Origin of the sequence: Shewanella schlegeliana (assembly GCF_016765635.1) — a bacterium.
Taxonomy (GTDB): Bacteria; Pseudomonadota; Gammaproteobacteria; order Enterobacterales; family Shewanellaceae; genus Shewanella; species Shewanella schlegeliana.
Window position 1 is genome coordinate 168,134 of record NZ_JAESVD010000007.1, and the last position, 26,852, is coordinate 194,985.

Here is a 26,852-nt window from a genome sequence, read left to right on the forward strand (position 1 = left end):
GGTCAATCCGTTCAACAACTACAGGTTCTTGGAGAGTCGATGCAATTACGCAAATCTAAACTCTGTTAGCGCAAAACCTAAAACTCAGAAATAAAAAAGCCAGTTAAAAACTGGCTTCTACTATTTTTAAATAAGTCTTAAGTGATCCATTCAGAGCAAAATCAGCGTCATCGAGTGGCTCAGATGTCTTGTCAGACTGAATGTGCGGTCAATCCGTTCAACAACTACAGGTTCTTGGAGAGTCGATGCAATTACGCAAATCTAAACTCTGTTAGCGCAAAACCTAAAACTCAGAAATAAAAAAGCCAGTTAAAAACTGGCTTCTACTATTTTAAAATAAGTCTTAAGTGATCCATTCAGAGCAAAATCAGCGTCATCGAGTGGCTCAGATGACTTGTCAGACTGAATGTGCGGTCAATCCGTTCAACAACTACAGGTTCTTGGAGAGTCGATGCAATTACGCAAATCTAAACTCTGTTAGCGCAAAACCTAAAACCCAGAAATAAAAAAGCCAGTTAAAAACTGGCTTCTACTATTTTTAAATAAGTCTTAAGTGATCCATTCAGAGCAAAATCAGCGTCATCGAGTGGTTCAGACGACTTGTCAGACTGAATGTGCGGTCAATCCGTTCAACAACTACAGATTCTTGGAGAGTCGATGCAATTACGCAAATCTAAACTCTGTTAACGCAAAACCTAAAACCCAGAAATAAAAAAGCCAGTTAAAAACTGGCTTCTACTATTTTAAAATAAGTCTTAAGTGATCCATTCAGAGCAAAATCAGCGTCATCGAGTGGCTCAGACGGCTTGTCAGACTGAATGTGCGGTTAATCCGTTCAACAACTACAGATTCTTGGAGAGTCGATGCAATTACGCAAATCTAAACTCTGTTAACGCAAAACCTAAAACCCAGAAATAAAAAAGCCAGTTAAAAACTGGCTTCTACTATTTTAAAATAAGTCTTAAGTGATCCATTCAGAGCAAAATCAGCGTCATCGAGTGGCTCAGACGACTTGTCAGACTGAATGTGCGGTTAATCCGTTCAACAACTACAGGTTCTTGGAAAGTCGATGCAATTACGCAAATCTAAACTCTGTTAGCGCAAAACCTAAAACTCAGAAATAAAAAAGCCAGTTAAAAACTGGCTTCTAGAATTCTTAAGTGATCCATTCAGATCAAAAGTTTCCGCCTTCAGACGGCGTACCTGATTTTTCAGACTGAATGCGCTGGTAAATCTCTTCACGATGTACAGAGACTTCTTTAGGTGCATTTACACCAATTCTTACTTGGTTACCTTTAACGCCTAATACAGTGACAGTTACTTCGTCACCAATCATCAGTGTTTCACCAACACGACGAGTCAATATCAGCATTACTTGCTCCTTTAGTTCCTAGTTCTGCTTTATACGGCATAATTCCGTTATATTTGTATTATAAGGTCAGCTTAGTACAAATTAACAGTATTCTATTAGAAAAGCGTCAAATAATTACGTCTTTTTTAGTAAAAATCACAGTTATGCGCCTGAAACCTTTTTAACCATATTAAGAATAATCTTTACTCGATAATTGCAGTATCAAGCATTGACATTAAACTAACATGAAAGCATATATTACCCAAACCCAAGGCCACATTGTCGATACTTTAATCAAACAAATAGTCATTTTCTTGGTTCGAGCTTTGCCCATTTGATTACATCTCTAACTAACCAATGAGGTTCGGCTGTGAAGGAAAACGGCTACGAATGACACTGGCCCCTCCTCTTCTTCAAACTTACCATTTTGTTTACTCCATAAAAAAACGCCCATTAAGGGCGTTTTTAAATCTCTTTATCGCTAACGATTAAGCAAGCTTAGCTGTGATCCATGGGATCACTTGTTCTAATGCGCCATCAAGGTTCTCTGGCTGACTGCCGCCAGCTTGAGCCATATCAGGACGTCCGCCACCTTTACCGCCAACTTGTGCAGCGATAGAAGCAACCAACTCACCCGCTTTAACCTTAGCAGTTAGATCCTTCGTCACACCTGCTATCAGGTTCACCTTATCGTCGCCTGCAATAGCGAGCACAACGATGCCTGACTGCAGCTTCTGCTTAAGCTCATCTTGCAAGCCACGTAGTGCGCCCGCATCCACGCCTTCAAGCTTCTTAACTAGAACTTTAACGCCATTGACGTCAACAGCTTCACCAGCAAGATCGGCACTGGTCGCCGCTGCTAGCTTATCTTTTAGTTGAGACAACTCTTTTTCAAGTAGCTTAGTCTTATCAAGCTGTGCTTTTAACTTAGCAACAACCGAAGCGCTATCACCTTTTAATAGTGCAGCCGCTTCTTCAAGTTCAGCTTGCTGCTTAGCGACATAGGCCATTGCTGCAGCACCTGTTACCGCTTCAATACGACGTACGCCTGCAGCAATACCGCCCTCAGAGGTGATCTTAAATAAACCGATATCACCAGTACGACCAACGTGAGTACCACCACAAAGCTCAATAGAGAAGTCGCCCATAGTGACTACACGCACTTCTGAATCATATTTCTCACCAAACAGTGCCATAGCACCTTTTTCTTTGGCAGTTTCAATATCCATCACTTCCGCAGTCAATTCGTGGTTACGACGAATTTGAGTATTCACGAGTTCTTCAACTTCTTTAAGCTCGTGTGCTTTAACCCCTTCAAAGTGAGAGAAGTCAAAACGTAGACGTTCAGGGTCAACCAAAGAACCTTTTTGAGTGACGTGTGTACCCAATACCTGACGAAGTGCCGCGTGCAAAAGATGAGTCACAGAGTGGTTAAGCTCTGTTCTATGACGAAGCTTCTTGTCAACATTCGCAGTCAGTGTTTGACCCGCTTTGATTTCACCAGACACAACACGGCCGATGTGACCAATCGCTTGACCATACTTCTGTGTATCAGTGACAGTAAACTCGATACCATCGGCAATCAGTACACCTTTATCACCACACTGACCGCCTGACTCACCATAAAATGGCGTGTTATCCAGTACGATAACCGCTTCTTCGCCAGCAGTGATAGACTCAGCAGTCTCGCCCGCTTTATAGATTGCAGTCACTACCGCTTGGTTGTTCAGCTCGGTATAACCAGTAAAGCTGCTTTGCTCTTCAATCTTAAGACCTTCGTTATAGTCGGTATCGAATTGACCAGCTGCTTGTGCACGCTTACGTTGCTCAGCCATAGCGGCTTCAAAACCAGCTTCATCAACTGTGATATCACGCTCACGACAAACGTCAGCAGTTAAGTCAACAGGGAAGCCATAAGTGTCATATAACTTAAATGCTGTCTCGCCGTCTAAGACCTTACTCGTTAGCTCATTTAGCGCCGCATCTAAAATGCCTAAGCCACGCTCCAATGTACGAGCAAACTGCTCCTCTTCAGCTTTTAGAGACTTCTCAACAATTGCTTGAGTCTCTTGTAAGCCTTTCGCTGCATCAGCACCCATCACTTCGATTAGAGTCGGTACTAATTTGTAGAAGAAGCTCTCTGTTGCGCCTAGCTTGTTACCGTGACGCACTGCGCGGCGGATAATACGGCGTAGCACATAGCCACGACCTTCATTTGAAGGCATAACGCCATCAGCTATTAGAAACGCACATGAACGAATGTGATCGGCGATAACGCGCAAAGATTTGTTTTCAAGGTCTGTCACACCAAGAATCTCAGCGGTCTTCTTGATCAAGGCTTGGAAAATATCGATTTCGTAGTTTGAATGCACGCCCTGCATAATCGCAGCGATACGCTCAATACCCATACCCGTATCAACCGATGGTTTTGGTAGTGGCTTCATCTCACCGTCAGCTTGACGGTTATACTGCATAAATACGATGTTCCAGATCTCAATAAAACGATCGCCATCTTCTTCAGGCGTGCCAGGACGGCCACCCCAGATATGATCGCCGTGATCGTAGAAAATCTCAGAACAAGGACCACATGGGCCAGTATCACCCATCTGCCAGAAGTTATCTGACGCGTATGCCGCACCTTTATTGTCGCCAATGCGAATAATATTTTCCGCCGCTACGCCAATTTTCTTATTCCAAATTTCAAACGCCTCATCATCTGTTTCATAGATGGTGACGCATAGGCGCTCTGTAGGAAGCTTTAATTCTTCAGTTAAGAAAGTCCATGCAAATTTAATTGCATCTTCTTTAAAGTAATCACCAAAGCTGAAGTTACCCAACATTTCAAAAAATGTATGGTGACGTGCCGTGTAGCCAACGTTATCTAAATCGTTATGCTTACCACCCGCGCGCACACAACGCTGTGAAGAAGTTGCACGAGTATAGCTACGCTTATCTGCACCCAAAAACACATCTTTAAACTGGTTCATACCCGCATTCGTAAATAGCAGTGTTGGGTCATTCGCTGGAACGAGGGAACTACTATCAACTACCTGGTGACCATTTGTGCGGAAATATTCCAAAAAAGCACTTCGCAGTGCTGCAGTGGTTTGATACATGAAACCGTCCTGAATTAGGTTGTGCAAATAGCCCTTAACGAGCTGAGATAAATTTTTATGGATAGCATTATAAGCAGAGTCATGCACAACAACCAGCCCTGTTGATGCAAAACTGTGTGAGGAACATAAATTAAGGAGTTAAAACGCAGTTGAAGCAGCTTAAGCTTTGATGAATCCTGTTTTTGGCTGAACTTTTAACTTAAAACGAGGCTTGTAATGATCTTTAACAATATAGCTAACACCGAAAGCACGTATTAAAAAGTTACTGCAGGAGTACCGCTCAAATAACAGTGTTATTACTGCTATTCAATGATTGTTTCATCTATTGTGATTGAAGCGTTGATGTTTGGAGTTTGGAGTTTGGAGTTTAAGCGGAGAAAATTTAACGCAGTCTCTTTATGAGAGTAGTCGCGAAGCTCAACTGGTTTTTAGTCAGCGCTTCGCGACATGTATAGCAGACGACTTCGTCTGCTATCTAACAGGCAAGCTTAAAATACTTCGCCAGTCTCTAAATCGATGTTATCGCCAGCGGTATCGGCTGAATCAGCGCTCACCTTCTCACCGTTGCCTAAAAGCATAGCGCGTAACGTCGTTTCAATTTCATCTGAAATTGCTGGGTTTTCGATTAGGTACTTACCTGCGTTTGCACGACCTTGACCAATCTTATCCCCCTTGTAGCTATACCAAGCGCCAGACTTCTCAATTAGCTTGTGCTGTACACCTAAGTCAACTAACTCACCCGTGCTATTGATACCTTGACCGTAAAGGATTTGGAACTCAGCTTGCTTAAATGGTGCTGCAATCTTGTTCTTAACCACTTTAACGCGGGTCTCGTTACCAATTACTTCTTCTCTATCTTTAATCGCACCAGTACGACGGATATCTAGTCGAACAGAGGCGTAAAACTTAAGTGCGTTACCACCTGTGGTGGTCTCAGGGTTACCGAACATCACACCAATCTTCATACGGATTTGGTTGATGAAGATAAGCAGTGTATTTGACTGCTTAAGGTTACCTGCAAGCTTACGCATTGCCTGGCTCATCATACGCGCCGCAAGACCCATATGAGAGTCACCAATCTCACCTTCGATTTCTGCTTTTGGTGTCAATGCAGCAACCGAGTCGACGATGATAACGTCAACAGCACCGCTTCGAGTTAGTGCATCACAGATCTCAAGCGCCTGCTCACCAGTATCAGGCTGTGAACATAATAGGTTATCGATATCTACACCTAGCTTTTTAGCATAGATAGGGTCAAGCGCGTGCTCGGCATCGATAAAGGCACAGGTCTTACCCTGTTTTTGCGCCGCAGCGATAACTTCTAGAGTTAATGTTGTTTTACCTGAAGATTCTGGACCATAGATCTCAACGATACGCCCCATAGGTAAACCGCCTGCACCTAAAGCCACGTCCAAAGCTAATGAGCCAGTAGAAATCGTTTCTACGTCCATTGAACGGTCTTCGCCTAGCTTCATGATTGAGCCTTTACCAAACTGCTTCTCAATCTGTCCTAAAACGGCGTTCAATGCTTTCTCTTTATTTGGATCTATCTTCATTCCTAATATCCTCTGGATCACAGTGCAAACACCTTTGCACCACTGATTTATCATTTGGGTGACGACTCAATTTGCCTTGGCTAGAGCCTCAATATGAAACTAGTATACTGTACAATCATACAGTATCAAGTGCTGTGTAAAAATATTTTATAAATACTTATAAATCATACACTTCTTTAATATAGTGTTCTATTCACAGTAATTTATTCAGTAAACACTGTAAGAATTCCGCCTCAACGCGACAAAATATTGTTAATATTAGCGTCAATATTGTTTAAGGCACTTTAAGCTGCCACAGTAAATGACAGGCAAAACAAATCGATGACCGCTATTGATCCCCAAAGCTTAGAAAAACACACACCTATGATGCGTCAATATCTGACGCTAAAAGCCCAGCATCCTGATATGTTGCTCTTTTATCGTATGGGCGATTTTTATGAGCTCTTTTATGAAGATGCTAAGAGGGCATCTGAACTACTTGGGATCTCGTTAACTGCCCGAGGCAAGAGCGGCGGCGACCCAATCCCTATGGCTGGCCTGCCTTACCATGCAGTAGAAGGCTACTTGGCGAAACTGGTTCAGTTACGGGTTTCTGTGGCTATTTGTGAACAGGTTGGCGACCCTGCAACCTCTAAAGGCCCGGTTGAGCGTAAGGTCGTACGTATTGTTACACCTGGTACATTAACCGATGAGGCTCTGCTACAAGAGCGACAAGACAATCTGCTTGCTGCGCTCTATCAAGGTAAAACCGGCTACGGCTATGCGACCTTGGATGTGGCATCTGGTCGTTTTGTTATTACTGAGCTTGCTAATACAGAAGCGCTAGAAGCCGAGCTACAGCGCACCAATCCTGCCGAGTTACTCTATAGTGAAGACTTCTCGCAGATGAGTCTTATTGCAGGCATGAACGGTACTCGCCGTCGTCCAGAGTGGGAGTTTGATTACGATACCTGTCATCGCCTCTTGCTTAATCAGTTTGGCACCAAAGATCTAAATGGCTTTGGCATTGAAGACGCAAGGCTATCCTTACAGGCAGCAGGCTGCTTGATGCAGTACGTGAAAGACACCCAACGTACGGCTCTGCCCCATATCAACTCTATTGTGCGCTTCAATCAGTCAGACAGCATAGTACTAGATGCCGCCACTCGTCGTAACTTAGAGCTAACGGTAAACCTGCAGGGCGGTCGTGAAAATACCCTCGCTTCAGTGCTCGACAATACTGTTACCCCTATGGGTAGCCGTATGCTACAGCGCTGGATCCACCAGCCTCTTCGCAATCATGACACTATTCGAGCCAGACAAACATCGATTGAAGAGCTGATGTCCACAGGCTACTTTGAGACACTCTCTGAAGATCTTAAAGCACTGGGTGATGTGGAGCGCATCACCGCGCGTATCGCACTGCGTAACGCCCGTCCAAGAGACTTTGCACGCCTTCGTCAAGCTTTGGCGCTATTGCCTCAGTTGCAACAAACGCTTACTCAGGCCAATGCGCCACATCTTAAATACCTGTCACAGGTAATCGGTGAGTTTCCAGCAGAACTTGAGCTACTGTCTCGCGCCGTTGTCGATAATCCGCCTATGCTTATTCGCGATGGTGGCGTGATCCGTGAGGGTTACTGTGAAGAGTTGGACCAATGGCGCAAACTGAGTGAAGGTGCCACCGATTACCTACAAGAACTCGAAGCCCGTGAGAAAGAGCAGACTGGGATCTCAACCCTTAAAGTCGGCTATAACCGCGTTCACGGTTATTATATCGAGGTGAGCCGCCGAGAGTCCGATCTAGTACCACTCAGTTACCAGCGTAGGCAGACACTGAAAAATACTGAGCGCTACATCATTCCAGAATTAAAAGAGCATGAAGAGAAGGTGCTCTCAAGCCAAGGCAAGGCATTAGCACTTGAAAAACAGCTATGGGAGCAGCTATTCGATCTTATCTTGCCAAAGTTATATGAACTGCAAGATTTCGCTAAAGCTTCGGCTGAACTCGATGTGCTATGTAATTTTGCCGAACGCGCCGAAAGCTTGAATTACCATTGCCCAGAACTCTCGAATATATCGGGGATCCAGATTGAAGCGGGTCGCCACCCGGTTGTGGAGCAAGTGAGTCAGAGCCCGTTTATCGCCAACCCGGTAACCTTAAACGCTCAGCGTAAGATGCTGATCGTCACAGGTCCAAATATGGGGGGTAAGTCGACCTATATGCGCCAAGTCGCCTTGATCACCCTCATGGCACATATCGGTTGCTATGTCCCTGCTGAGCACGCAGTCATCGGCCCAGTCGACAGAATATTTACCCGTATTGGTGCATCGGATGACTTAGCCTCTGGTCGCTCAACCTTTATGGTTGAGATGACAGAAACCGCTAACATCTTGCATAACGCTACGCCAAACAGCTTAGTATTGATGGATGAAATTGGCCGCGGCACTTCGACCTATGATGGTCTATCGCTTGCTTGGTCTGCAGCTGAGTACTTGGCAAAACAGTTGCAAGCGATGACGTTATTTGCGACCCACTATTTCGAGCTCACTCAACTACCTGAACAGTTATCTAATGTCGAGAATGTGCACTTAGATGCAGTAGAGCATGGTGACAGCATCGTATTTATGCATGCAGTGCAAGAGGGCGCAGCCAGTCGCAGCTATGGTTTGCAGGTCGCGGCACTTGCAGGTGTGCCAAATTGTGTCATCAGCGCTGCAAAACATAAGCTACATCAGCTTGAAAGCCGAGATCATGAGCTTCATCAAAGTGATACTCAACAGCCTCTGCAGCAAACCATCACCTTCTCATCGCCAGCTCCCTCTCCAGTGCTTGAAGCCTTAGAGAAGATGAATCCTGATGAATTGACACCTAGGCAGGCTCTTGATTATCTATATAACCTCAAGAAGTTAGCGTTATAAAGCCCGCCACGCTTAGTTAAACGCTAGATAGTAAGAGCTAGAAACAAAAAAGCGCAGTTGCTTATCAACTGCGCTTTTTATTTGCCCTACCTATGGGCAAGGTATTGTATCTTAGGCTTTAAATATTGCTTCAACCGATAGACCCTGTGCTCCCAGTAAGTCTTTCAAACGCTTAAGCGCTTCAACCTGGATCTGGCGTACTCTTTCTCGAGTCAGTCCTATCTCTTTACCTACATTTTCTAAAGTAGAAGGCTCGTAACCTAACAAACCAAATCTGCGCGCTAACACTTCTCTTTGCTTGGTATTGAGTTCATCTAACCATTTCACCACTGACTTAGACATATCTTCATCTTGTACTTTATAGTCAGGTCCAACTTTATCATCGTCAGCTAGCACATCTAACAGTGCCTTATCACTTTCGCCTCCTAAAGGCGTATCGACGGAAGTAATTCTTTCATTGAGTTTAAGCATTCGGCTTACATCTGCACTTGGCAGTTCCAGCTGTTCAGCAATCTCTTCAGCCGTAGGCTCATGGTCTAACTTATGCGCCAGTTCTCGAGCGGTACGCAGATACACGTTTAGCTCTTTGACGACATGGATAGGCAGTCGAATAGTTCGCGTCTGGTTCATGATCGCACGCTCAATTGTCTGTCTAATCCACCATGTAGCGTAAGTTGAGAATCTAAAACCACGCTCTGGGTCAAACTTCTCTACAGCTCGGATCAGACCTAAATTGCCCTCTTCAATAAGATCGAGCAGCGCTAAGCCACGATTATTGTATCGACGTGCAATTTTAACGACCAACCTGAGATTACTTTCAATCATGCGGTTACGAGATTTCTCACACCCCTTAAGGGATTTACGTGAAAAATACACTTCTTCCTCCGCACTGAGGAGAGGGGAAAATCCTATTTCACCTAGATACAGCTGCGTGGCATCTAAGTTTTTCTGTAAATCATCTTGTACCTGTTGTTCTAATTCCGCTTCTTTTACATCCTGTTTAGTAAGATTGTTTGATGAATCCTCTGCAGAGTGACTTTTAGCTTGCTCTGCGACAACAGCATTATTTAATCTGCCCATAATATATCTCCCGAATTTTTACATTTAACTACTGCACTTCACTATCCTCCGATTTGCCAAAATGGCGGCCCAACAACTATTGTTTAGGCAAAAATTTAAGTGGGTTTACTGACTTTCCGTGGTAGCGGATCTCAAAATGTAACATGATCCGATTTGTGCCAGTACTTCCCATTGTTGCTACTGTTTGTCCAACATTAACAGTTTGCTTTTCTTTAACTAAGATCTTATCAGCGTGGGCATAAGCACTTAAGTAATCATCACTATGTTTAATGATGACTAAGTTACCATACCCCCGAAGTGCACTACCTGCGTAAACGACCCTACCGCTTGCAGCCGCTTTAATTGCATCACCTCGGTTACCTGCAATCTTTATCCCTTTATTTCCCTGCTCTTTGGCTGAGAAAGTTCCAATCACCTTACCTTTCACAGGCCAAGACCATCGACTCACTTTAGTTGGAAGCTCGGCTGGCTTGTGGACAACTTGGTTAACATCTTGTTGACTGCTTGTTACAGAATACGCAGGCTTTGTAGCAGGATCAAGCTGTTTTTTTGACCCATCAGTTTGACTGTTTTTTACGGTAGGCTTACTGCTAACAGGTTGTTTATTAGTGGCTTTATTGGTTACCGAAGCCGTTTTAACCGTCGAATTCGTCGTTTTTTTGACGCTTTGGCTATTTGTAACAGATTTTTTAGAGCTAAGACTCAATACTTGTCCAGGGTAGATGGTATAAGGCTTTGGCAGACGATTTTGCTTGGCAAGGTCCACAAAATCTTTATTCGCTCCCCAAGCAATAGAATATAAAGTATCACCGGTTTTAACGATATAACGACTTCCCCTAATCGATCCTTTGCTGATCGATGGAGTCTGAGGACCGTTAATAGATTCTACGGGAGCGGGTCTATCAGACTGAAAACTACAGCCTGAAAGCAGCAACAATGCGCAGACACAATATAAGCAAACCAACCTCATTCTTAACTCTTCACCCCAAATCATCTTGTTGTCGATACTACTTCATTATTTATCTGTCGCTTGATAAGCCAATGTTAAAACCTAAGCAAGATCGCCGCTAACGAGTGGCACAAAGCGCACATCCTCAATGACCTCTGATGTAAACTGGTCACCAACACGCGTCACTTTCAACAAGCGCTGTTGCGTCTCACCAACAGGAATAACCAATATCCCACCGTCGGCTAATTGAGCCACTAACGCATCTGGGATTGAGCTTGCGGCTGCCGTAACCATAATTGCATCATAGGGGCCTTTACTCGGCCAGCCTTTCCAGCCATCACCGTATTTAAAGGCAATATTGTGTAAGTCGAGCTTTTTCAGCCTTTGCCGTGCTTGGATCTGCAGACTTTTAATTCGCTCAACGGTGCACAGCTGTGGCACCAGCTTCGCCAAAACTGCTGCTTGATAACCCGAGCCCGTGCCAATCTCCAGCACTTTGCTCGGTTTTGCTTGCAAGATGATCTCTGTCATTCTCGCCACGATGTAAGGCTGCGAAATCGTTTGCCCCTGACCTATCGGCAAGGCGGTATTTTCGTAGGCTTTATGCCCAAGAGCTGGATCGAGAAACTGCTCCCTTGGTGTATTAGCGACAGCTTGTAGTACCGCTTCATTACGGATCCCAGCCTCATACAGACTTCTTGCAAGATTCAATGCTGATGTTGAGGCGACAGGGGTCATAGATCTCTTTTCCAATATTTATACGGTTGTTAACACTGTGGTAGCCCTTCTCTATGGAGCTACCGATATAGGGCTTCACTGACTTTATACACAGCAAGCCAGTGATATAAACCCGAGTTAGTCGGTTACTTTAGTTAGTCGGTTACTTTAGTTAGTCGGCTATTTTAGCTAGCCAGTTATCTAATGTTTTAAGCTGTTCAAAAGCCGTCAAGTCCACCGTCAGCGGTGTGATAGAAACATAACCATTGGCTACCGCGTAAAAATCGGTACCGTCACTAGCGTCTTGCTCATCGCCTGGTGGCCCTAACCAGAAGATCTCTTTTCCGGCTGGGTCTTGCGTTCTCACCATGCCTTCCGCTCTATGCCTTGCACCGAGACGGGTGATCTTCATTCCCTTAACTTCTGCTAATGGCAAGTCAGGCACATTGATGTTCAAGATCTTATCTTGAGCAACAGGATTTTCCTGTAAGGCTTTGACGATTTTTAACGCATAGTGAGCCGCGGTTTCGTAATGTTCATGGCCAACTAGAGAGATAGCAATAGCAGGAAAACCTAGAAAGCGCCCTTCCATTGCTGCAGCTACCGTTCCCGAATACAAGGTATCGTCCCCCATATTAGCCCCCGCGTTAATACCAGAGACCACCATATCGGGTTCATCTTGGTATAACTCTCGGATCGCTAAATGGACGCAATCTGTCGGAGTACCACTTACAGAGATAAAACCATTGTCTAAGGTATTCAGTCTCAGAGGGTTGGTCAAGGTTAACGAGTTACTCGCACCAGAGCAGTTTCTATCAGGCCCGACCGTGAGTGTTTCAGCTATCTGACTCAATGACCGAGTTAAAGCAGCAATGCCTTCGGCATTCACTCCATCATCATTACTGATAAGGATTTTCATCATTGCGCTCCAGCTGCGTTTTGTGCGGCTAGCATCTGCTTACGAGCCACTTCCTGCACATCTTGGTACTGGAACAGTTCGCGTAGAACAGAAGTTGCGTAAGAACCTGATGGTAATGCAAATTTTAAAGTAATGGTACCTTCATCTACCTGATATTGCAGATGTTGTGGCTCAAGTAACAAAGCGCGCCTCTCTTGATTAAGCCCTGCTTGCTCAAGTCCTTCTCTATCTACCATTAATGACGCGAGTGCTTCAGCTTCACATGTTGCGGCATCACCTTGGGCTAAAGGAGTTCCTCGGCCCCATAGAGGTGCTGATAATTGAATGTCCTTTTTAGCAAGGCGCTCTAATAGCGTCTCATCCCAATTTTCGGCAACAAAGTAGCTCTTACTTCCTGCCAATAATACACAATCGCCCTCTAATGGCGCCACGCCGTGAGCCGATAGACGCGCAGAGCAGGCAAGGTTAAACAGGTTAGAGCGTACCGCAGACAGGTACATACTGCGCTTGTTCCTATCTTTTACTTTACGGCCTGTAAACATCTGACGACCAAACATGAGATTCTTACCATCATGACCAAAGCGCTGCTCACCAAAATAGTTAGGCACGCCCTGCTCACTCATCTTCTCTATCCGCTCAACGACATCACTCATATCGGAGACGTTACGCAAAGTTAACGTAAAACGGTTACCGGCCAACGCACCGATGCGTAGCTTCTTACTGTGTCTTGAAGCGCTTAACACGGTGATCTGCTCACTATCTAACTCTTGCCAGTCTGGCGTCTCTTTACCAGGAATACGCACACCAAACCATTGCTCAGTAATCGCATGCTTATCCTTTTGGCCTGCATACGTCACCTCTTTAGGGTGCACATGGGCAAAACTCGATAGCATCTTGGCAACTTCAACCGTATTCAGTCCCTCTTTGCGGATATGCAGTAGGTGGTGCTCACCTTCACCAGTAGGCGCAAAAGGTAAAATCTCCTGAACCTGAAAATCGCTATTATGGGTTCGAAGATCAGCCGTCGAGGTTGGCTGGCCGTATAAATAATGTAGTTCGCTCATAATCTGTTTATCTTCTATCTATGGCTTAATTTAATTATGACTGAGTCATCAACACCACAGCTTCCACTGCAATGCCTTCTTTTCTGCCGGTAAAGCCCAATTTTTCGGTGGTGGTTGCTTTGACGTTGATATCATCGATATCCGATGCTAAATCTTCGGCCAGCACTGCGCGGATAGCCTCAATATGCGGCGCCATTTTAGGTGCCTGAGCAATCACGGTAACATCTAGGTTTGATAGGCTGTAACCCATATCGATAGCCAGTTGATAGCAATGTCTTAATAACACTCGGCTATCGGCGCCTTTGAAATCAGGATCCGTATCGGGAAAGTGCTTACCAATATCTCCCAGAGCCATAGCACCTAAAATCGCATCACTAATTGCATGCAAAACGACATCACCATCTGAGTGAGCAATTAGACCGACCTCATAAGGTACAGAAATGCCACCAAGGATCAGTGGCGAGTCACCACCAAACTTATGTACATCAAAACCATGACCAATTCTAATTTTCATCGGTGTTCCCGTTTATCTATCTAATTGAGTTTCTAGCTAAGCCTTTTGAGCTGCGCTGTTAAGAAAGAGTGATGCTAATTGCAGATCGTCTGGGTGAGTCACTTTTATATTATCGGCACGCCCAGTAACAATCCCAGGGGCAATACCCGCCCACTCCATAGCCGAGGCCTCATCTGTAATTACTGCTCCAGCGGCTAAAGCATCGCTGAGATTTTGCCTTAAACTGTGAGCAGGGAAAAACTGAGGTGTCAGTGCATGCCAAAGATTTTCTCGGCAGACTGTTTCGGTAATTAAGCCTTGTGCGTTGCTACGCTTCATAGTGTCACGCACGGGAGCGGCAAGAATTGCGCCTTGTGAAAAGGTGTCTGCCGAGGCAATCAACTTGTCGATATCTAGATGAGCGAGGCACGGGCGAGCAGCGTCATGCACTAAAACCCAGCTATCTTCACCTGCAAGCATTAAGGCGGACAGTACCGAATCGGCTCGCTCTTTTCCACCAACCACTGCTTGTAACTTGGGGTGTTTCGCCTGCGGTAAACTCGTAAAAAACTCATCTTCCGGGTTAAGTGCGACAATCACTTTTTCGATACTAGGATGTGATAAAAGACAGTCTAGCGTGTGTCCTAAAATACTTTGTTCATTGAGCTGTAGATACTGCTTAGGAATTTCTGCGCCCATGCGGCTGCCAATTCCGGCAGCGGGAACAATTGCGATAATATGTTTAGGGATTTGGCTCATGATAGAGCTCCATGTAATAGCGGCATTTTTCTAAAATCGATTAGGCTGAAATCAGTGACTGGAGTTATCCCCACGATCGCCACCAACGACGCGAAAGAAGGTCTCGCCCTCTTTAACCATCCCCAACTCATTGCGGGCACGCTCTTCTAGCGCCTCGGTGCCACTTCGAAGATCACTGATCTCCTCTCTCAAGACTTGGTTTCTGGCCACCAATTGTGCATTACTTTGCTGCTGCAGCCTAATCTGCTCCTGTAGATGGAAAGAGTCAGCGAGGCTCTTATCACCCAACCAAAGGCGATATTGAAGCATGGCAAGTAGAGCGATTAATACAAAAAGAAGCCGTTTCATGATTCTACATAGAAGAAATTGAGAATATTACCCAGATAGTACAACAAAAAAGGCCACCGAGTGGTGGCCTTTTTAAAGTTTATAGCGTTTTATGCTTGACCTTTGATCTCTTTAAGACCGTTATAAGGTGCTTTTTCGCCTAACTGCTCTTCGATACGAAGTAGCTGGTTGTACTTAGCAACACGGTCACTACGACATAGTGAACCCGTCTTGATTTGACCAGCAGAAGTTGCAACAGCTAGATCAGCAATAGTTGCATCTTCAGTTTCACCACTACGGTGTGAAATCACAACAGTGTAACCCGCATCTTTCGCCATGCGAATTGCCGCTAGAGTTTCTGTTAGTGAACCGATCTGGTTAAACTTAATCAGGATTGAGTTAGCAATACCATTGTCGATACCGCGCTTTAGGATCTTAGTGTTAGTTACGAACAAATCGTCACCAACAAGTTGGATCTTATCACCCATGATTTGAGTCTGGTAAGCCCAACCGTCCCAATCTGACTCGTCTAAGCCATCTTCGATAGAAGCAATTGGGTACTGCTCAGTTAGCGACTTAAGGAAGTCAGAGAAACCGTTTGCAGAGAATACTTTGCCTTCACCAGATAGGTCGTATTGACCATCTTTGTAAAACTCAGATGCCGCGCAGTCTAGTGCTAGTGTTACATCAGTACCTAGCTTGTAACCCGCTTGCTCTACAGCAACCTTAATGATTGCAAGCGCATCAGCATTCGATGCTAAATCAGGAGCAAAACCACCTTCATCACCCACTGAAGTGCTTAAACCTTTAGCTTTAAGCACGCTCTTTAGGCTGTGGAAGATTTCAGCACCCATACGTAATGCTTCACGGAAGCTCTTAGCGCCAACAGGCTGAACCATGAACTCTTGGATATCGACGTTATTATCTGCGTGCTCGCCACCGTTCAAGATGTTCATCATAGGAACAGGCATAGAGTATTGGCCAGGCGTGCCGTTTAGGTCAGCGATATGCGCGTATAAAGGAATACCTTTAAATGCTGCAGCCGCTTTAGCAGCAGCTAAAGAAACAGCTAGAATCGCGTTAGCGCCTAACTTATCTTTGTTTTCAGTGCCGTCAACGTCGATCATGATCTGGTCAAGCTCAGCTTGAGCCGTCGCATCTTTACCCATTAACGCATCGCGGATAAGTCCGTTGATGTTCTCAACAGCTTTTAATACACCTTTACCCATGTAACGAGCTTTGTCGCCGTCACGTAGTTCTAGTGCTTCACGGCTACCTGTAGATGCGCCTGATGGTGCAGCAGCCATACCCATGAATCCGCCTTCTAAATGAACTTCAGCTTCAACAGTTGGGTTACCGCGAGAATCCATGATTTCGCGACCGATAATGTTAATAATCTTAGCCATAATGCCCTCGATTTAAGTTTTAAAGATAAATTTAAAGATAAAAGTAAAACGAAATTCTGTGCAGTTATTACATCGCTAGAAACAAAAAAACCGCCCCCATAGCATGGAAGCGGTTTTGGCGTAATTAGTCTTCTAAATCACGTTTTTGGTAGGCAGCTGCGGCAGCAACAAAACCTTCAAATAACGGCTGACCATCACGAGGAGTCGATGTAAACTCTGGGTGGAATTGACCCGCGACAAACCATGGGTGGTTTGGTAGCTCAATCATTTCAACCAATGAGCGATCTGATGATAGACCACTGAAGATAAGGCCTGCTTTCTCAAGACGCTCTTTGTAATTGTTGTTCACTTCGTAACGGTGACGGTGACGTTCAACACAAGTGGTCGACTTATAAGCCGCCGCAGCTTTAGTGCCTTCTTCAAGATGACATAGCTGTGCACCTAGACGCATAGTGCCGCCTAGATCTGATTCTTCATGACGCTCTTCAACTTGGCCATCTTCGTTGATCCACTCAGTGATCAAACCAACAACAGGGTGTGGAGTGTCTGGCATAAATTCTGTTGAATGTGCGCCTTCTAGACCTGCAACGTGACGAGCGAACTCAATCAACGCAACTTGCATACCTAAACAGATACCAAAGTATGGAAGATTGTTTTCACGAGCGAACTTAGCCGCCATGATCTTACCTTCAACACCACGCTCACCGAATCCGCCAGGAACTAGGATACCGTCTAAACCTTGTAAGACTTCATCGCCTTTAGCTTCAACGTTCTGAGAGTCGATATACTTGATGTTAACTGACACGCGGTTAAATAGACCGGCATGCTTCAGTGCTTCGTTAACAGACTTATATGCATCTGGTAGCTCAATGTACTTACCAACCATACCAATGGTAATTTCACCCGTTGGGTTAGCTTCTTGGTAAATAACCTTTTCCCACTCAGAAAGATCGGCTTCTTTGCAGTCGATACCAAAACGCTTAGTCACAAGTTGGTCTAGACCTTGTGCTTTTAGCAATGCAGGGATCTTATAGATACTGTCTACGTCTTTTAGTGAGATAACTGCACGTTCTTCCACGTTACAGAATAGCGAAATCTTTGCTTTTTCGTTTGCAGGGATAGCGCGATCACCGCGACAAACCAATACATCAGGAGCGATACCGATTGAACGTAGCTCTTTAACTGAGTGCTGTGTTGGTTTAGTTTTCACTTCGCCTGCAGCGCCTAAGAAAGGCACAAGCGTTAGGTGCATAAATAGGGTTCTATCACGGCCAAGCTCAACGCCTAGCTGACGGATAGACTCTAGGAATGGTAGAGATTCAATATCACCTACCGTGCCACCAATTTCAACGATAGCCACATCATGACCTTCACCACCAGCAAGCACTTTCTCTTTGATAGCGTTAGTAATGTGCGGGATAACCTGAATGGTTGCACCTAAGTAGTCACCACGACGTTCTTTACGCAGTACTTCTTCGTAAATACGACCCGTAGTAAAGTTGTTACGACGGTTCATCTTGGTACGGATGAAACGCTCATAGTGACCTAAATCTAGATCAGTTTCAGCGCCGTCTTCAGTCACAAACACTTCACCGTGCTGTGTTGGACTCATGGTACCTGGATCAACGTTAATGTATGGATCCAGCTTCATAATGGTTACGTTTAGGCCGCGAGCCTCTAATATTGCAGCCAAAGAAGCTGCTGCAATGCCTTTACCTAGTGATGAAACAACGCCACCAGTAACGAAGATATACCTTGTAGTCATGCTGAACCTGAGAAAATGAGTTGGAAATATGTGCTTGTAAGAAAGCACTAGGACGGGGCAATATTATACCAAAGCAAGCTGGATTCGACAAACTAGAATTAACTTAAAACTTAAGTTATTTATTCGACTCATCCAGTTTCACTCTGTTCCAGTACCCATCCAGCTCTTCAAAAGAGTGATCGTTTAGGGCTCTACCATCGGCCTGTGCATAGGCTTCAACCCCCCTAAAGCGTCGTTCAAACTTCTGATTCGCTTGCCTTAAGGCCTTTTCTGGCTCAACACCTAAATGCCTTGCAAGGTTCACAACGGCGAACAATAGATCGCCCATTTCATCTAGCACTTTTGTCTCATCGACAGTTTCTTGTTCAACTTCAAAAATAACTTCGTCGATCTCCTCATGAATTTTGGCGACCACAGGTTTAAGCTCTGCCCAATCAAAACCGACACGAGCCACTCGTTTTTGGATCTTCATCGAACGCGATAATGCAGGTAACGCCAGAGGAATATCATCCAGCACAGAGTCAAGTGAGCGCTGACTGCGCTCCTCTGCTTTTAACTGTTCCCAGTGATGCTTAATCTCAGCCGTACTGGTTGTGGCTAAATCTTCAAATACATGGGGGTGGCGACGAGTGAGCTTATCGCAGATCCGCGAAACCACAGTTTCAAAATCAAAAAGCCCCTGCTCTTTACCTAACTGACAGTAAAACACCACCTGAAATAGGAGATCACCTAGCTCATCGGGTAACTCATCGAGTGCCATCCGTTCAATGGTATCGGCGACCTCATAAGCTTCCTCTAGAGTAAAGGGCACTATGGTCTGAAAATCCTGAGCCCTGTCCCAGGGGCACCCCGTCTTTGGGTCACGCAGCTTTTGCATAATTGCCAACAAAGGTTGGGTATCACCCATTTGCTTAGTCATTTACAGGTTCCTAATTGGTATAAGGCTATTGTTTCTCGACTCGCCGTTATTGTAAATATGCTTATCAGAGCCGCAAATAAAAACGGCAACCTTAAGTTGCCGTTTTATCAATCTGTATCCAGTTATAGCCTGCGTGCTTGGATCACGCCATCTACCTGGTTTATTTTCGATAACACTTTCGATAGGCCATCTAGATTATATAGTTCAAGCTCCAGCTCGATGGTCGCCGTTTGTGTTTTAACATCTGAGGTCGAACTCATCGCCATCACATGGGTCTTCTCTGCGGCTAATACCGAGGTTAAATCCCGCAGTAAACCCGAACAGTCATTGGCTAAAATACTCAAACGGATCTTATAACCACCGGAATAGTTCTCGCCCCAGACCACATCGACCGAGCGCTCTGGCGCGGCGCGTATCAGCTCTTTGACTTGATCGCAGTCGGCTCTGTGAACCGAGATCCCGCGTCCCTTAGTAATAAAGCCGAAGATCTCATCACCGGGTACAGGCTGACAGCATTTGGCAATATGGCTCATTAGGTTACCAACACCGTTAACCTCGACTTGGCCCTTGCCTTTCTTAATCGACTTGCTCTGGCTCTTCTTAACTAAATCTTCAACCGCCTCTTCATCGGTGAGTTCTTTGGTACGCAGGCGACTTTGCACATGGTTCACGACCTGATTGAGGCGTACATCTCCGCCACCAATACCGGCAAGTAGATCGTCCATACTCACCAAGTTGAACCGCTCTACCGCAGATTGCGCGTCTTTTATATGAAGGTTGATTCGAGACAGTTCGGCTTCAAGCATCTCTCGACCAGCAACAATATTCTTATCTCTATCTTGCTGCTTAAACCAGTGTTGGATCTTCGAGCGAGCGCGTGATGTCTGAATATAACCCAAGTTTGGGTTTAGCCAATCACGCTTGGGGTTCGGATGCTTAGAGGTGATAATCTCTATGCGCTGGCCCGTCTCGACCTGATAGGTAAACTGCACGATGCGGCCATCGACCTTGGCACCGATACACTTATGCCCAACATGGGAGTGAATATAATAAGCAAAATCGAGTACGGTTGACCCCAATGGCAAATCAACCACTTCACCACTTGGGGTGAATACATAGACTCGGTCCTCAAAGACCTGACTACGCACCTCATCGACCAAGTTGCCACTTTCGGCCACATCTTCCTGCCACTGTAGAATTTTACGTAGCCAGTTGATCTTATCTTCGTAGCCGCTTTGTTTACCGCTGGCACTGCCCTCTTTATACTTCCAGTGAGCAGCCACACCAAGCTCGGCATCTTCATGCATCTGCTCAGTACGAATTTGGATCTCGACGGTTTTACCTTCCGGCCCAACCACCACGGTATGAATAGACTGGTAACCATTTGGTTTAGGGTTAGCCACATAGTCATCGAACTCACGTGGAATATGGTGCCAGAGGGTATGCACTACACCTAGGGCGCCATAACAGTCTTGTAGACGGTCAGTCACGATACGTACCGCACGGACGTCAAACAGCTCATCAAACTTAAGCTGCTTACCCTTCATCTTCTTCCAGATACTGTAGATATGCTTAGGTCGACCATAAACCTTCGCGCGGATCTGGTCTTGATCTAGACGCGCCTGCAGCTGGCTAACGAAATCATCAATAAAGGTCTCTCTATCGAGACGCTTACCATCGAGCTGCTTAGCGATATCTTTATAGGTTTGCGGATGCAGGTAGCGAAATGAGATATCCTCTAGCTCCCACTTAAGCTGACCAATACCAAGGCGGTTAGCTAAGGGCGCATAGATATCGGCAATCTCGCGGGCGATAAGGACTTTAACCTCCTCATCGGCATTCTTAATCTCTCGTAATAGACAGATGCGCTCAGCAAGTTTAATCACCACCGCACGCACATCTTCAACCATGGCCAATAACATCTTACGAATATTATCGATCTGTGGTTCACCGCTGCGAGTCTGATTATCGACCTTAAGCGCACCGATGGCATTCATGGTCTCAACACTCGACACCAAGACGGCCAGCTTGGCGCCAAACTCCTCTTCGATATCTTCTTGAGTGATAAGACCTGCGTCAAACACCACAAACAAGATTGCAGCCTGTAAGGTTTCAATATCCATATTCAGCGGCGCAAGGATCTCAATCATCTCGCGCGCACGTTTTAATACGGTAACGTTCGCTTCTTTCTTTTGCCCCACGAGCAGTTCGACCCGCTCGATTAAGGCCAACAGAATTTGAGCTTCCGAAGCATCACTTATATAACGTTGCACCCATTCATCGATTTGAAAGTCAGGGTCGCTAAAATGTGCTTCACGAACAGATACCATTGAATTTGATTCCTTTACATACCCCAGACAGAGATTAACAAAAGTTTAACTCTACCGTTTAAATTTATACGCTCTATATTCGCGATTCAGCCGTTATTGTCAATGCGCAAAAGCAGACAATTGCGACTAAAAACAGCTATAGCGCCAGACTTTGAATTGTATGAGTTATATTTAAGCAAAAGGTTTCACTAAATGTATCTATTTGTGTCTTTTTGTTTAATTTTTTAACTCAAACAGTGCCATCGACTCCAAGTGATGGGTTTGTGGAAACATATCCACTAATCCGATCTTTTTAAGCTGATAACCCTGCTTTAATATCACTTCACTATCACGGGCTAGGCTCGCTGGATTACAAGAAACATAGACTAAGGCTTTCGGCTTTAGTTTCTTCAGAGATTGCATGCTCTCATAGGCGCCCGCTCGAGCCGGATCGATTAGCATCTTATCGACTTTACCTAACCAAGGCTCTTTTGAGAGATCTGCGCTTAGATCTGCATGATAAAATGAGACTTTATCTAAGCCACTCTGCTTGGCATTAACTCTTGCCTGCTCAACCATAGCCTGCACACCTTCAACACCAATCACCTCGGCACCATCTTTTGCAAGCGGCAAACTAAAATTACCGATCCCACAGAAAAGATCTAACACTCGCTCGCCCGCCTTTGGTGATAGCCACTCAACCGCTTGACTCACCATGGCTTGGTTAACCTGACCGTTAACTTGAATAAAGTTACCCGGCGAGAAGTTAAGTTTGACTTGGTTATCATCAAAACCATAATAAGGCTGCTCACCCGCTCCATTTAGGTGCTCGCACTGAGCATCATCATCTTGCAACAGCAAGATAACCTGATGCTTATTCGCAAACTCAACTAACCTAGCCTTATCTTTATCCGATAACGCCTTAGTCACACGCAGCACCACAAAGTTACCGTTATCGGCCTGAGTCAACTCAACGTGACCTAGGGCTTTTTTACCGCTTAATTGATTAAGCATAAAGGCCAAGTCTGGAATTAATGCCGATAACGGCTCGGCTAATACGGCGCAAGACTGGATCTCTATCACGTCACTGCTACTGCTCGCCCTAAAGCCCAAGCTAATATGCTTAGTATTTTTATCAAACCATGTTGCTAAGCGAGCGCGGCGGCGATAATGCCAAGCGTTACCGCTTAGGGTGTCACACACTTCACCCGCCTGAGCCTGAGCAAACTTACCCACCAAATCGACCAAGGTATTGGCTTTATGTTTACGCTGAGCGTCAATATCTAGATGCTGCAGATCACAACCACCACATTTGTCAAAATGTGGGCAAAGAGGTGAAACCCGCTGCGCTGAGCGTTTCTCTATTTTCAGCAACTTTCCCCGGGCAAACTTCTTCTTCTGCTCCGTTAGCTGCACCGATACCGTTTCATCAGGCAGCGCGCCATTGATGAAAACAATCTTACCGTCGTGATGGGCGATGCCTGCACCTAGGTGATCCAGTTGCGTCACCTTCAGCGATAACTTTGACGATAATTGCTTAGATCTATTTGGTTTTGCTTTAAAAAATTGTGCCATTTTACTCTCAAAATAGATAAAAAACTGGCCAACACAGGTCAATATCTGGCAGTCTATCGATTACAAACACTATATTTAATGGTAACCCATACAAAGAATGAATGATGCCAACGATATGACCAAATACAGCCTTCGCTCGTGGGTTCTGGTATTGGCGTTAGCCCCAACAATCTTAGTGGGTTTTCTATTGGGTAGTTATTTTACCATAAATAGATTCTATGAACTTGAAGAAACTCTCGTAGACCAAGCGAGTAATATCATTGAGCCCCTCGCCATTGCCGCCGAAGTGGGCCTTGAGACCAAAGATTTCGAAACCAGCAAACGACTGATCACTTCTGCACAATTAAACAAAGCCTCACTGGTAGAATTTATTGCCATCTTCGATGCCAGTAATCGAGTTGTTGTCACCTCACATCATTATAAGAATCATGAGATGATGCGTTACGATAAGCCCCTCGATTCTATGCTGCGCACCGAGCTCGAACAGATCGGCGATAGCATGATTTTACGTAGTCCAATCTATAAGAGCAGTGATGCACCGGTAAAAGGTTTAGAAGACAACACGCCAGCCACCAGGTCTGATGCCAAAAAAATCGGCTATATCGCCATACTCATCAACAAAGAAAGTGCGCTACTACAGCAGCATAGGGCTGGGGTTATCGCCTTTATTATTGTGATGATTGGCGTACAGCTAAACCTCTTCTTTACCTTCCGTTTACTTAAAAACGTGACCCAACCTATTACCGAGATGGTGCGGGTTGTCGCCAAAATTCGTGAGGGTAAACTCGATACTCGCTTAAACGGTAACCTTATTGGCGAGCTGGACCTACTTAGACGAGGCATCAATGCGATGGCCGGTTCGCTGTCGGAATATCATGACGAGATGCAGCAGAACATCGATCAAGCCACCTCAGACCTACGTGAGACGTTGGAGCAGATTGAAATACAAAACGTTGAGCTAGATATGGCAAAGAAGCGTGCCCAAGAGGCCAGCCGTATTAAATCCGAGTTCCTCGCCAACATGTCACACGAGCTTAGAACGCCACTCAACGGCGTAATCGGGTTTGCAAAGCAGCTACTAAAGACCCCGCTGCACTCAAGTCAGCAAGACTATATTCGCACCATCGAGCGAAGCGCTACCAACCTACTGGGTATCATTAACGACATTCTCGACTTCTCCAAACTCGAAGCGGGTAAGATGGTACTCGAAAATATCCCCTTCTCACTACGTGAAACAGTGGAAGAGACGGTTACCATGTTATCGAGCAGTGCAAGAGAGAAAGAGCTGGAGCTGGTGATTGATGTTGACTCTGGGATCCCTGAGGAGCTTACCGGCGATGCGATGCGCTTTAATCAGATCATTACCAACTTAGTCGGCAATGCGATAAAGTTCACTGACAAAGGCAGCGTTCAATTAAAGTTTCAACTCGAGAAAATTATTGATGACAAGGTCCACCTGCGCTGTGAAATCATCGACACGGGGATAGGGATCGATGCCCAGCAGCAAGCTTCACTATTCCAAGCATTTGGCCAAGCGGACTCCTCTATTTCTCGCCGCTTTGGTGGCACAGGACTTGGGTTGGTCATCACCAAGCGCCTGGTCAATCGCATGGGCGGGCAAATAGGTTGTTACTCTGAACCCGATGTCGGTTCAACTTTTTGGTTCTCTCTGCCACTCAATATCAGTCAATACCCAATCAACAACACAGTGCCACTGATGTCGCTTGAGGGTAAGACTATTCTATTATTTGAGCCAAACACCCTGTCTCAACATGCCATCGAGCGCATGTTGCAGCGCTGGGGCTTGAAGGTCACCCTAGTTAAATCAACCAAGCAACTTGAGTTTATTACTACTCAATCTCAGCATATTTTTGACTTTGCGCTAATCAGCTGCCGCGCCATCACCGCATCTAATGATCCTGCAGCCGTACTCAGTTTGGCTAAGAAGAAAATAGATAACTTATTGCTAATCTCTGATTGCCCCGAACAAGAAGCGTTCTACTCCCAGTTGCGCCCCTATATCGATAAGCAGATCTCTATGCCTATCGGTGAAAAGAAGCTCGCCAGCTCATTACTTACTCCTCACTCAAATATCATGAGTGAAACCCTTGCAGCTCCAACATCGGTAGTTCCTCCTGCTAAACTGGAAAACCTCAGTGTTTTAGCCGTAGACGATAACCCGGCAAACCTTAAACTTATCGATACCTTACTAAAAGAGCTCATCACCCATGTGCAGCTGGCCGATAACGGCGAGCTTGCCGTCAAACTGGCAAAAGAGCGCAGCTACGACTTAATCTTTATGGACATTCAGATGCCGGGGACCGACGGCATCACAGCAACCAAACAGATCCGATCCAACTCAGCAAACCGTAACACGCCGATAATCGCCGTCACCGCACACGCTATCGCCGAAGAGAGAGAGCGGATCTCCTCCAGTGGCATGGACGGATACCTGCCAAAGCCTATCGATGAAGCCGCTCTTAAAGGTGTGATCACTCGCTGGAAGACTAAACCTAAGTTTACCCATTTTGATCTGCGCACACTTAATTGGGAACTTTGTTTGACCCAGGCCAATAACAAGCCAGACTTAGCACTAGACATGCTAAAGATGCTATTGAAGTCTCTGCCTGAGACTGTTGAGCATATTGAGGCAGCGCTTGCCAGCGCAGATAATGACAAGATGCTTGCCTGCATCCATAAGCTTCACGGCGCCTGCTGCTACTGCGGGGTGCCGACCACTCTCGCACTTTGCCAAGAAATAGAGTCAGGGTTAAAGCGTGGCGTGCCAGTAGAAGATGTCGAACCGGAAATACTTGAGTTACTTGATGAACTAACTAAGGTAGAATCTGCCGCTAATCAAGTGATCTCCCAGCTATCAGTGGATATATAAGATGACAAACAAACAGGGATTTTTTAAACGCCTAAAAGCATTAGAGTTACCCCAGAAAAAGCTTTTTGCGGTTGCCCTATGCCAACGCATGCTGCCTAACTATCAGCTTTTTTCTGAAGTGTGCGAATTTGGCGATCCAAAAGTACTCGATACCTTGCTAAATCTGCTTTGGCAATCGATGTACGACAACAAGCTCAAGTTGAACATAGATATCTACCTCGAGCGCCTAGAAGACAATACGCCAGATCCTAGCGATTTTGATGTTTACGGCGTGTATCCTGCGATGGATGCAGCAGTAGCATTAACCTCACTGATCAGTGCGCTACAGAGCAAAGTAGAAGAAGATATCACCAACATCAGTAAGCTATCTTCATCAACTGTTGCCAATTATATCGAAGCAACTTGTGAACAAGAGTTCAAAAACGAAGACGCGCTCGATGACTATATCTTTGGCCACGAAGTGATGCTAGAAGAGAAAGAGATGCAAGAGTCTCTTTTACAGATTATCGAAGAAAACCCTTCGATGAAGGCCGACTTTATCAAAGGTTTACGTAAAGAAATCGTTGAGATTGGTGTGTCTAATATCGGTATCGAAGCCACAAGCTAGTACTGAGCACCTCGCAGCTATGAGCGCGTAACGGAGCAATACTTCGTTAGGCGCCCATCAAGCTCAAATCAAGCACTGCGATAAGTAATAACAACCCGCATAATACTCAGTCTTTACTCAACTCTGTATCAGCTCAACTCTGTATCAGC

General features: G+C 45.4%; 19 protein-coding genes. 3 read left to right on the forward strand and 16 right to left on the reverse strand.

What is annotated here, in order from left to right:
* Nucleotides 1-1,174: 1,174 nt before the first annotated feature.
* From csrA to recA, 3 genes are all read right to left on the reverse strand, one after another.
* Nucleotides 1,175-1,372, reverse strand: coding sequence for a carbon storage regulator CsrA (csrA, locus tag JMA39_RS13695; RefSeq protein ID WP_006082602.1), 198 nt, complete (start codon nucleotides 1,370-1,372; stop codon nucleotides 1,175-1,177).
* Between the two features lie 467 nt (nucleotides 1,373-1,839).
* A complete protein-coding gene (gene alaS, locus JMA39_RS13700) occupies nucleotides 1,840-4,467 on the reverse strand; it encodes an alanine--tRNA ligase (protein WP_202722419.1) in 2,628 nt (875 codons plus the stop codon).
* 488 nt (nucleotides 4,468-4,955) lie between these two features.
* A complete protein-coding gene (recA, locus tag JMA39_RS13705) occupies nucleotides 4,956-6,023 on the reverse strand; it encodes a recombinase RecA (RefSeq protein ID WP_202722420.1) in 1,068 nt (355 codons plus the stop codon).
* Between the two features lie 321 nt (nucleotides 6,024-6,344).
* On the opposite strand from recA, the gene mutS reads away from it, so the two are divergent.
* The gene (gene mutS / locus JMA39_RS13710; protein WP_202722421.1) at nucleotides 6,345-8,924 is read left to right on the forward strand and encodes a DNA mismatch repair protein MutS; all 2,580 of its coding nucleotides are present in this window, start codon (nucleotides 6,345-6,347) and stop codon (nucleotides 8,922-8,924) included.
* A 111-nt stretch (nucleotides 8,925-9,035) separates the two neighbouring features.
* Here the strand turns inward: mutS and rpoS are convergent, their stop codons facing one another.
* From rpoS to rlmD, 13 genes are all read right to left on the reverse strand, one after another.
* Nucleotides 9,036-10,004: an RNA polymerase sigma factor RpoS gene (gene rpoS, locus JMA39_RS13715; protein ID WP_202722422.1), complete on the reverse strand. Its 969-nt coding sequence runs from the start codon at nucleotides 10,002-10,004 to the stop codon at nucleotides 9,036-9,038.
* Nucleotides 10,005-10,080: 76 nt separating this feature from the next.
* Complete coding sequence (locus JMA39_RS13720; protein ID WP_202722423.1) at nucleotides 10,081-10,974, reverse strand: peptidoglycan DD-metalloendopeptidase family protein; 894 nt, start codon at nucleotides 10,972-10,974, stop codon at nucleotides 10,081-10,083.
* An 81-nt stretch (nucleotides 10,975-11,055) separates the two neighbouring features.
* Nucleotides 11,056-11,691: a protein-L-isoaspartate(D-aspartate) O-methyltransferase gene (locus tag JMA39_RS13725; protein ID WP_202722424.1), complete on the reverse strand. Its 636-nt coding sequence runs from the start codon at nucleotides 11,689-11,691 to the stop codon at nucleotides 11,056-11,058.
* Between the two features lie 151 nt (nucleotides 11,692-11,842).
* Nucleotides 11,843-12,592 (reverse strand): 5'/3'-nucleotidase SurE, encoded by a 750-nt coding sequence (gene surE / locus JMA39_RS13730; RefSeq protein ID WP_202722425.1) that lies wholly within the window; start codon nucleotides 12,590-12,592, stop codon nucleotides 11,843-11,845.
* Nucleotides 12,589-13,653: a tRNA pseudouridine(13) synthase TruD gene (gene truD, locus JMA39_RS13735; RefSeq protein ID WP_202722426.1), complete on the reverse strand. Its 1,065-nt coding sequence runs from the start codon at nucleotides 13,651-13,653 to the stop codon at nucleotides 12,589-12,591. The genes surE and truD overlap by 4 nt, the downstream gene beginning before the upstream one ends.
* A gap of 34 nt (nucleotides 13,654-13,687) precedes the next feature.
* Nucleotides 13,688-14,167 (reverse strand): 2-C-methyl-D-erythritol 2,4-cyclodiphosphate synthase, encoded by a 480-nt coding sequence (gene ispF / locus JMA39_RS13740; RefSeq protein ID WP_202722427.1) that lies wholly within the window; start codon nucleotides 14,165-14,167, stop codon nucleotides 13,688-13,690.
* A 36-nt stretch (nucleotides 14,168-14,203) separates the two neighbouring features.
* Nucleotides 14,204-14,905 (reverse strand): 2-C-methyl-D-erythritol 4-phosphate cytidylyltransferase, encoded by a 702-nt coding sequence (gene ispD, locus JMA39_RS13745; RefSeq protein WP_202722428.1) that lies wholly within the window; start codon nucleotides 14,903-14,905, stop codon nucleotides 14,204-14,206.
* Nucleotides 14,906-14,956: 51 nt separating this feature from the next.
* Entirely contained in the window at nucleotides 14,957-15,253 is a 297-nt protein-coding gene (gene ftsB, locus JMA39_RS13750) for a cell division protein FtsB (protein ID WP_202722429.1), read from the reverse strand.
* An 89-nt stretch (nucleotides 15,254-15,342) separates the two neighbouring features.
* Nucleotides 15,343-16,638: a phosphopyruvate hydratase gene (gene eno, locus JMA39_RS13755; RefSeq protein WP_202722430.1), complete on the reverse strand. Its 1,296-nt coding sequence runs from the start codon at nucleotides 16,636-16,638 to the stop codon at nucleotides 15,343-15,345.
* A 124-nt stretch (nucleotides 16,639-16,762) separates the two neighbouring features.
* Nucleotides 16,763-18,403, reverse strand: a complete 1,641-nt coding sequence (locus tag JMA39_RS13760; RefSeq protein ID WP_202722431.1) for a CTP synthase — start codon at nucleotides 18,401-18,403, stop codon at nucleotides 16,763-16,765.
* Between the two features lie 115 nt (nucleotides 18,404-18,518).
* On the reverse strand, nucleotides 18,519-19,322 hold the full coding sequence (gene mazG, locus JMA39_RS13765) for a nucleoside triphosphate pyrophosphohydrolase (protein WP_202722432.1): 804 nt from the start codon (nucleotides 19,320-19,322) through the stop codon (nucleotides 18,519-18,521).
* A gap of 122 nt (nucleotides 19,323-19,444) precedes the next feature.
* A complete protein-coding gene (gene relA, locus JMA39_RS13770; RefSeq protein ID WP_202722433.1) occupies nucleotides 19,445-21,652 on the reverse strand; it encodes a GTP diphosphokinase in 2,208 nt (735 codons plus the stop codon).
* Between the two features lie 216 nt (nucleotides 21,653-21,868).
* A complete protein-coding gene (gene rlmD / locus JMA39_RS13775; protein WP_202722434.1) occupies nucleotides 21,869-23,206 on the reverse strand; it encodes a 23S rRNA (uracil(1939)-C(5))-methyltransferase RlmD in 1,338 nt (445 codons plus the stop codon).
* Between the two features lie 115 nt (nucleotides 23,207-23,321).
* Here rlmD and barA point away from each other — a divergent pair, with 115 nt between their 5' ends.
* On the forward strand, nucleotides 23,322-26,096 hold the full coding sequence (gene barA / locus JMA39_RS13780; protein WP_428848600.1) for a two-component sensor histidine kinase BarA: 2,775 nt from the start codon (nucleotides 23,322-23,324) through the stop codon (nucleotides 26,094-26,096).
* A gap of 1 nt (nucleotide 26,097) precedes the next feature.
* Complete coding sequence (locus JMA39_RS13785; RefSeq protein WP_202722436.1) at nucleotides 26,098-26,703, forward strand: YjaG family protein; 606 nt, start codon at nucleotides 26,098-26,100, stop codon at nucleotides 26,701-26,703.
* Nucleotides 26,704-26,852 lie beyond the last annotated feature (149 nt).

What these genes read in the sequence shown, in the direction of transcription:
- rpoS (WP_202722422.1), bottom strand. Translation starts at nt 10,004, where the DNA reads ATGGGCAGATTAAATAATGCTGTTGTCGCAGAGCAAGCTAAAAGTCAC.
- eno (WP_202722430.1), bottom strand. Translation starts at nt 16,638, where the DNA reads ATGGCTAAGATTATTAACATTATCGGTCGCGAAATCATGGATTCTCGC.
- alaS (WP_202722419.1), bottom strand. Translation starts at nt 4,467, where the DNA reads ATGTATCAAACCACTGCAGCACTGCGAAGTGCTTTTTTGGAATATTTC.
- ispF (WP_202722427.1), bottom strand. Translation starts at nt 14,167, where the DNA reads ATGAAAATTAGAATTGGTCATGGTTTTGATGTACATAAGTTTGGTGGT.
- recA (WP_202722420.1), bottom strand. Translation starts at nt 6,023, where the DNA reads ATGAAGATAGATCCAAATAAAGAGAAAGCATTGAACGCCGTTTTAGGA.
- mutS (WP_202722421.1), top strand. Translation starts at nt 6,345, where the DNA reads ATGACCGCTATTGATCCCCAAAGCTTAGAAAAACACACACCTATGATG.
- barA (WP_428848600.1), top strand. Translation starts at nt 23,322, where the DNA reads ATGACCAAATACAGCCTTCGCTCGTGGGTTCTGGTATTGGCGTTAGCC.
- csrA (WP_006082602.1), bottom strand. Translation starts at nt 1,372, where the DNA reads ATGCTGATATTGACTCGTCGTGTTGGTGAAACACTGATGATTGGTGAC.
- JMA39_RS13760 (WP_202722431.1), bottom strand. Translation starts at nt 18,403, where the DNA reads ATGACTACAAGGTATATCTTCGTTACTGGTGGCGTTGTTTCATCACTA.
- JMA39_RS13785 (WP_202722436.1), top strand. Translation starts at nt 26,098, where the DNA reads ATGACAAACAAACAGGGATTTTTTAAACGCCTAAAAGCATTAGAGTTA.
- ftsB (WP_202722429.1), bottom strand. Translation starts at nt 15,253, where the DNA reads ATGAAACGGCTTCTTTTTGTATTAATCGCTCTACTTGCCATGCTTCAA.
- JMA39_RS13725 (WP_202722424.1), bottom strand. Translation starts at nt 11,691, where the DNA reads ATGACCCCTGTCGCCTCAACATCAGCATTGAATCTTGCAAGAAGTCTG.
- truD (WP_202722426.1), bottom strand. Translation starts at nt 13,653, where the DNA reads ATGAGCGAACTACATTATTTATACGGCCAGCCAACCTCGACGGCTGAT.
- JMA39_RS13720 (WP_202722423.1), bottom strand. Translation starts at nt 10,974, where the DNA reads ATGAGGTTGGTTTGCTTATATTGTGTCTGCGCATTGTTGCTGCTTTCA.
- ispD (WP_202722428.1), bottom strand. Translation starts at nt 14,905, where the DNA reads ATGAGCCAAATCCCTAAACATATTATCGCAATTGTTCCCGCTGCCGGA.
- mazG (WP_202722432.1), bottom strand. Translation starts at nt 19,322, where the DNA reads ATGACTAAGCAAATGGGTGATACCCAACCTTTGTTGGCAATTATGCAA.
- relA (WP_202722433.1), bottom strand. Translation starts at nt 21,652, where the DNA reads ATGGTATCTGTTCGTGAAGCACATTTTAGCGACCCTGACTTTCAAATC.
- rlmD (WP_202722434.1), bottom strand. Translation starts at nt 23,206, where the DNA reads ATGGCACAATTTTTTAAAGCAAAACCAAATAGATCTAAGCAATTATCG.
- surE (WP_202722425.1), bottom strand. Translation starts at nt 12,592, where the DNA reads ATGATGAAAATCCTTATCAGTAATGATGATGGAGTGAATGCCGAAGGC.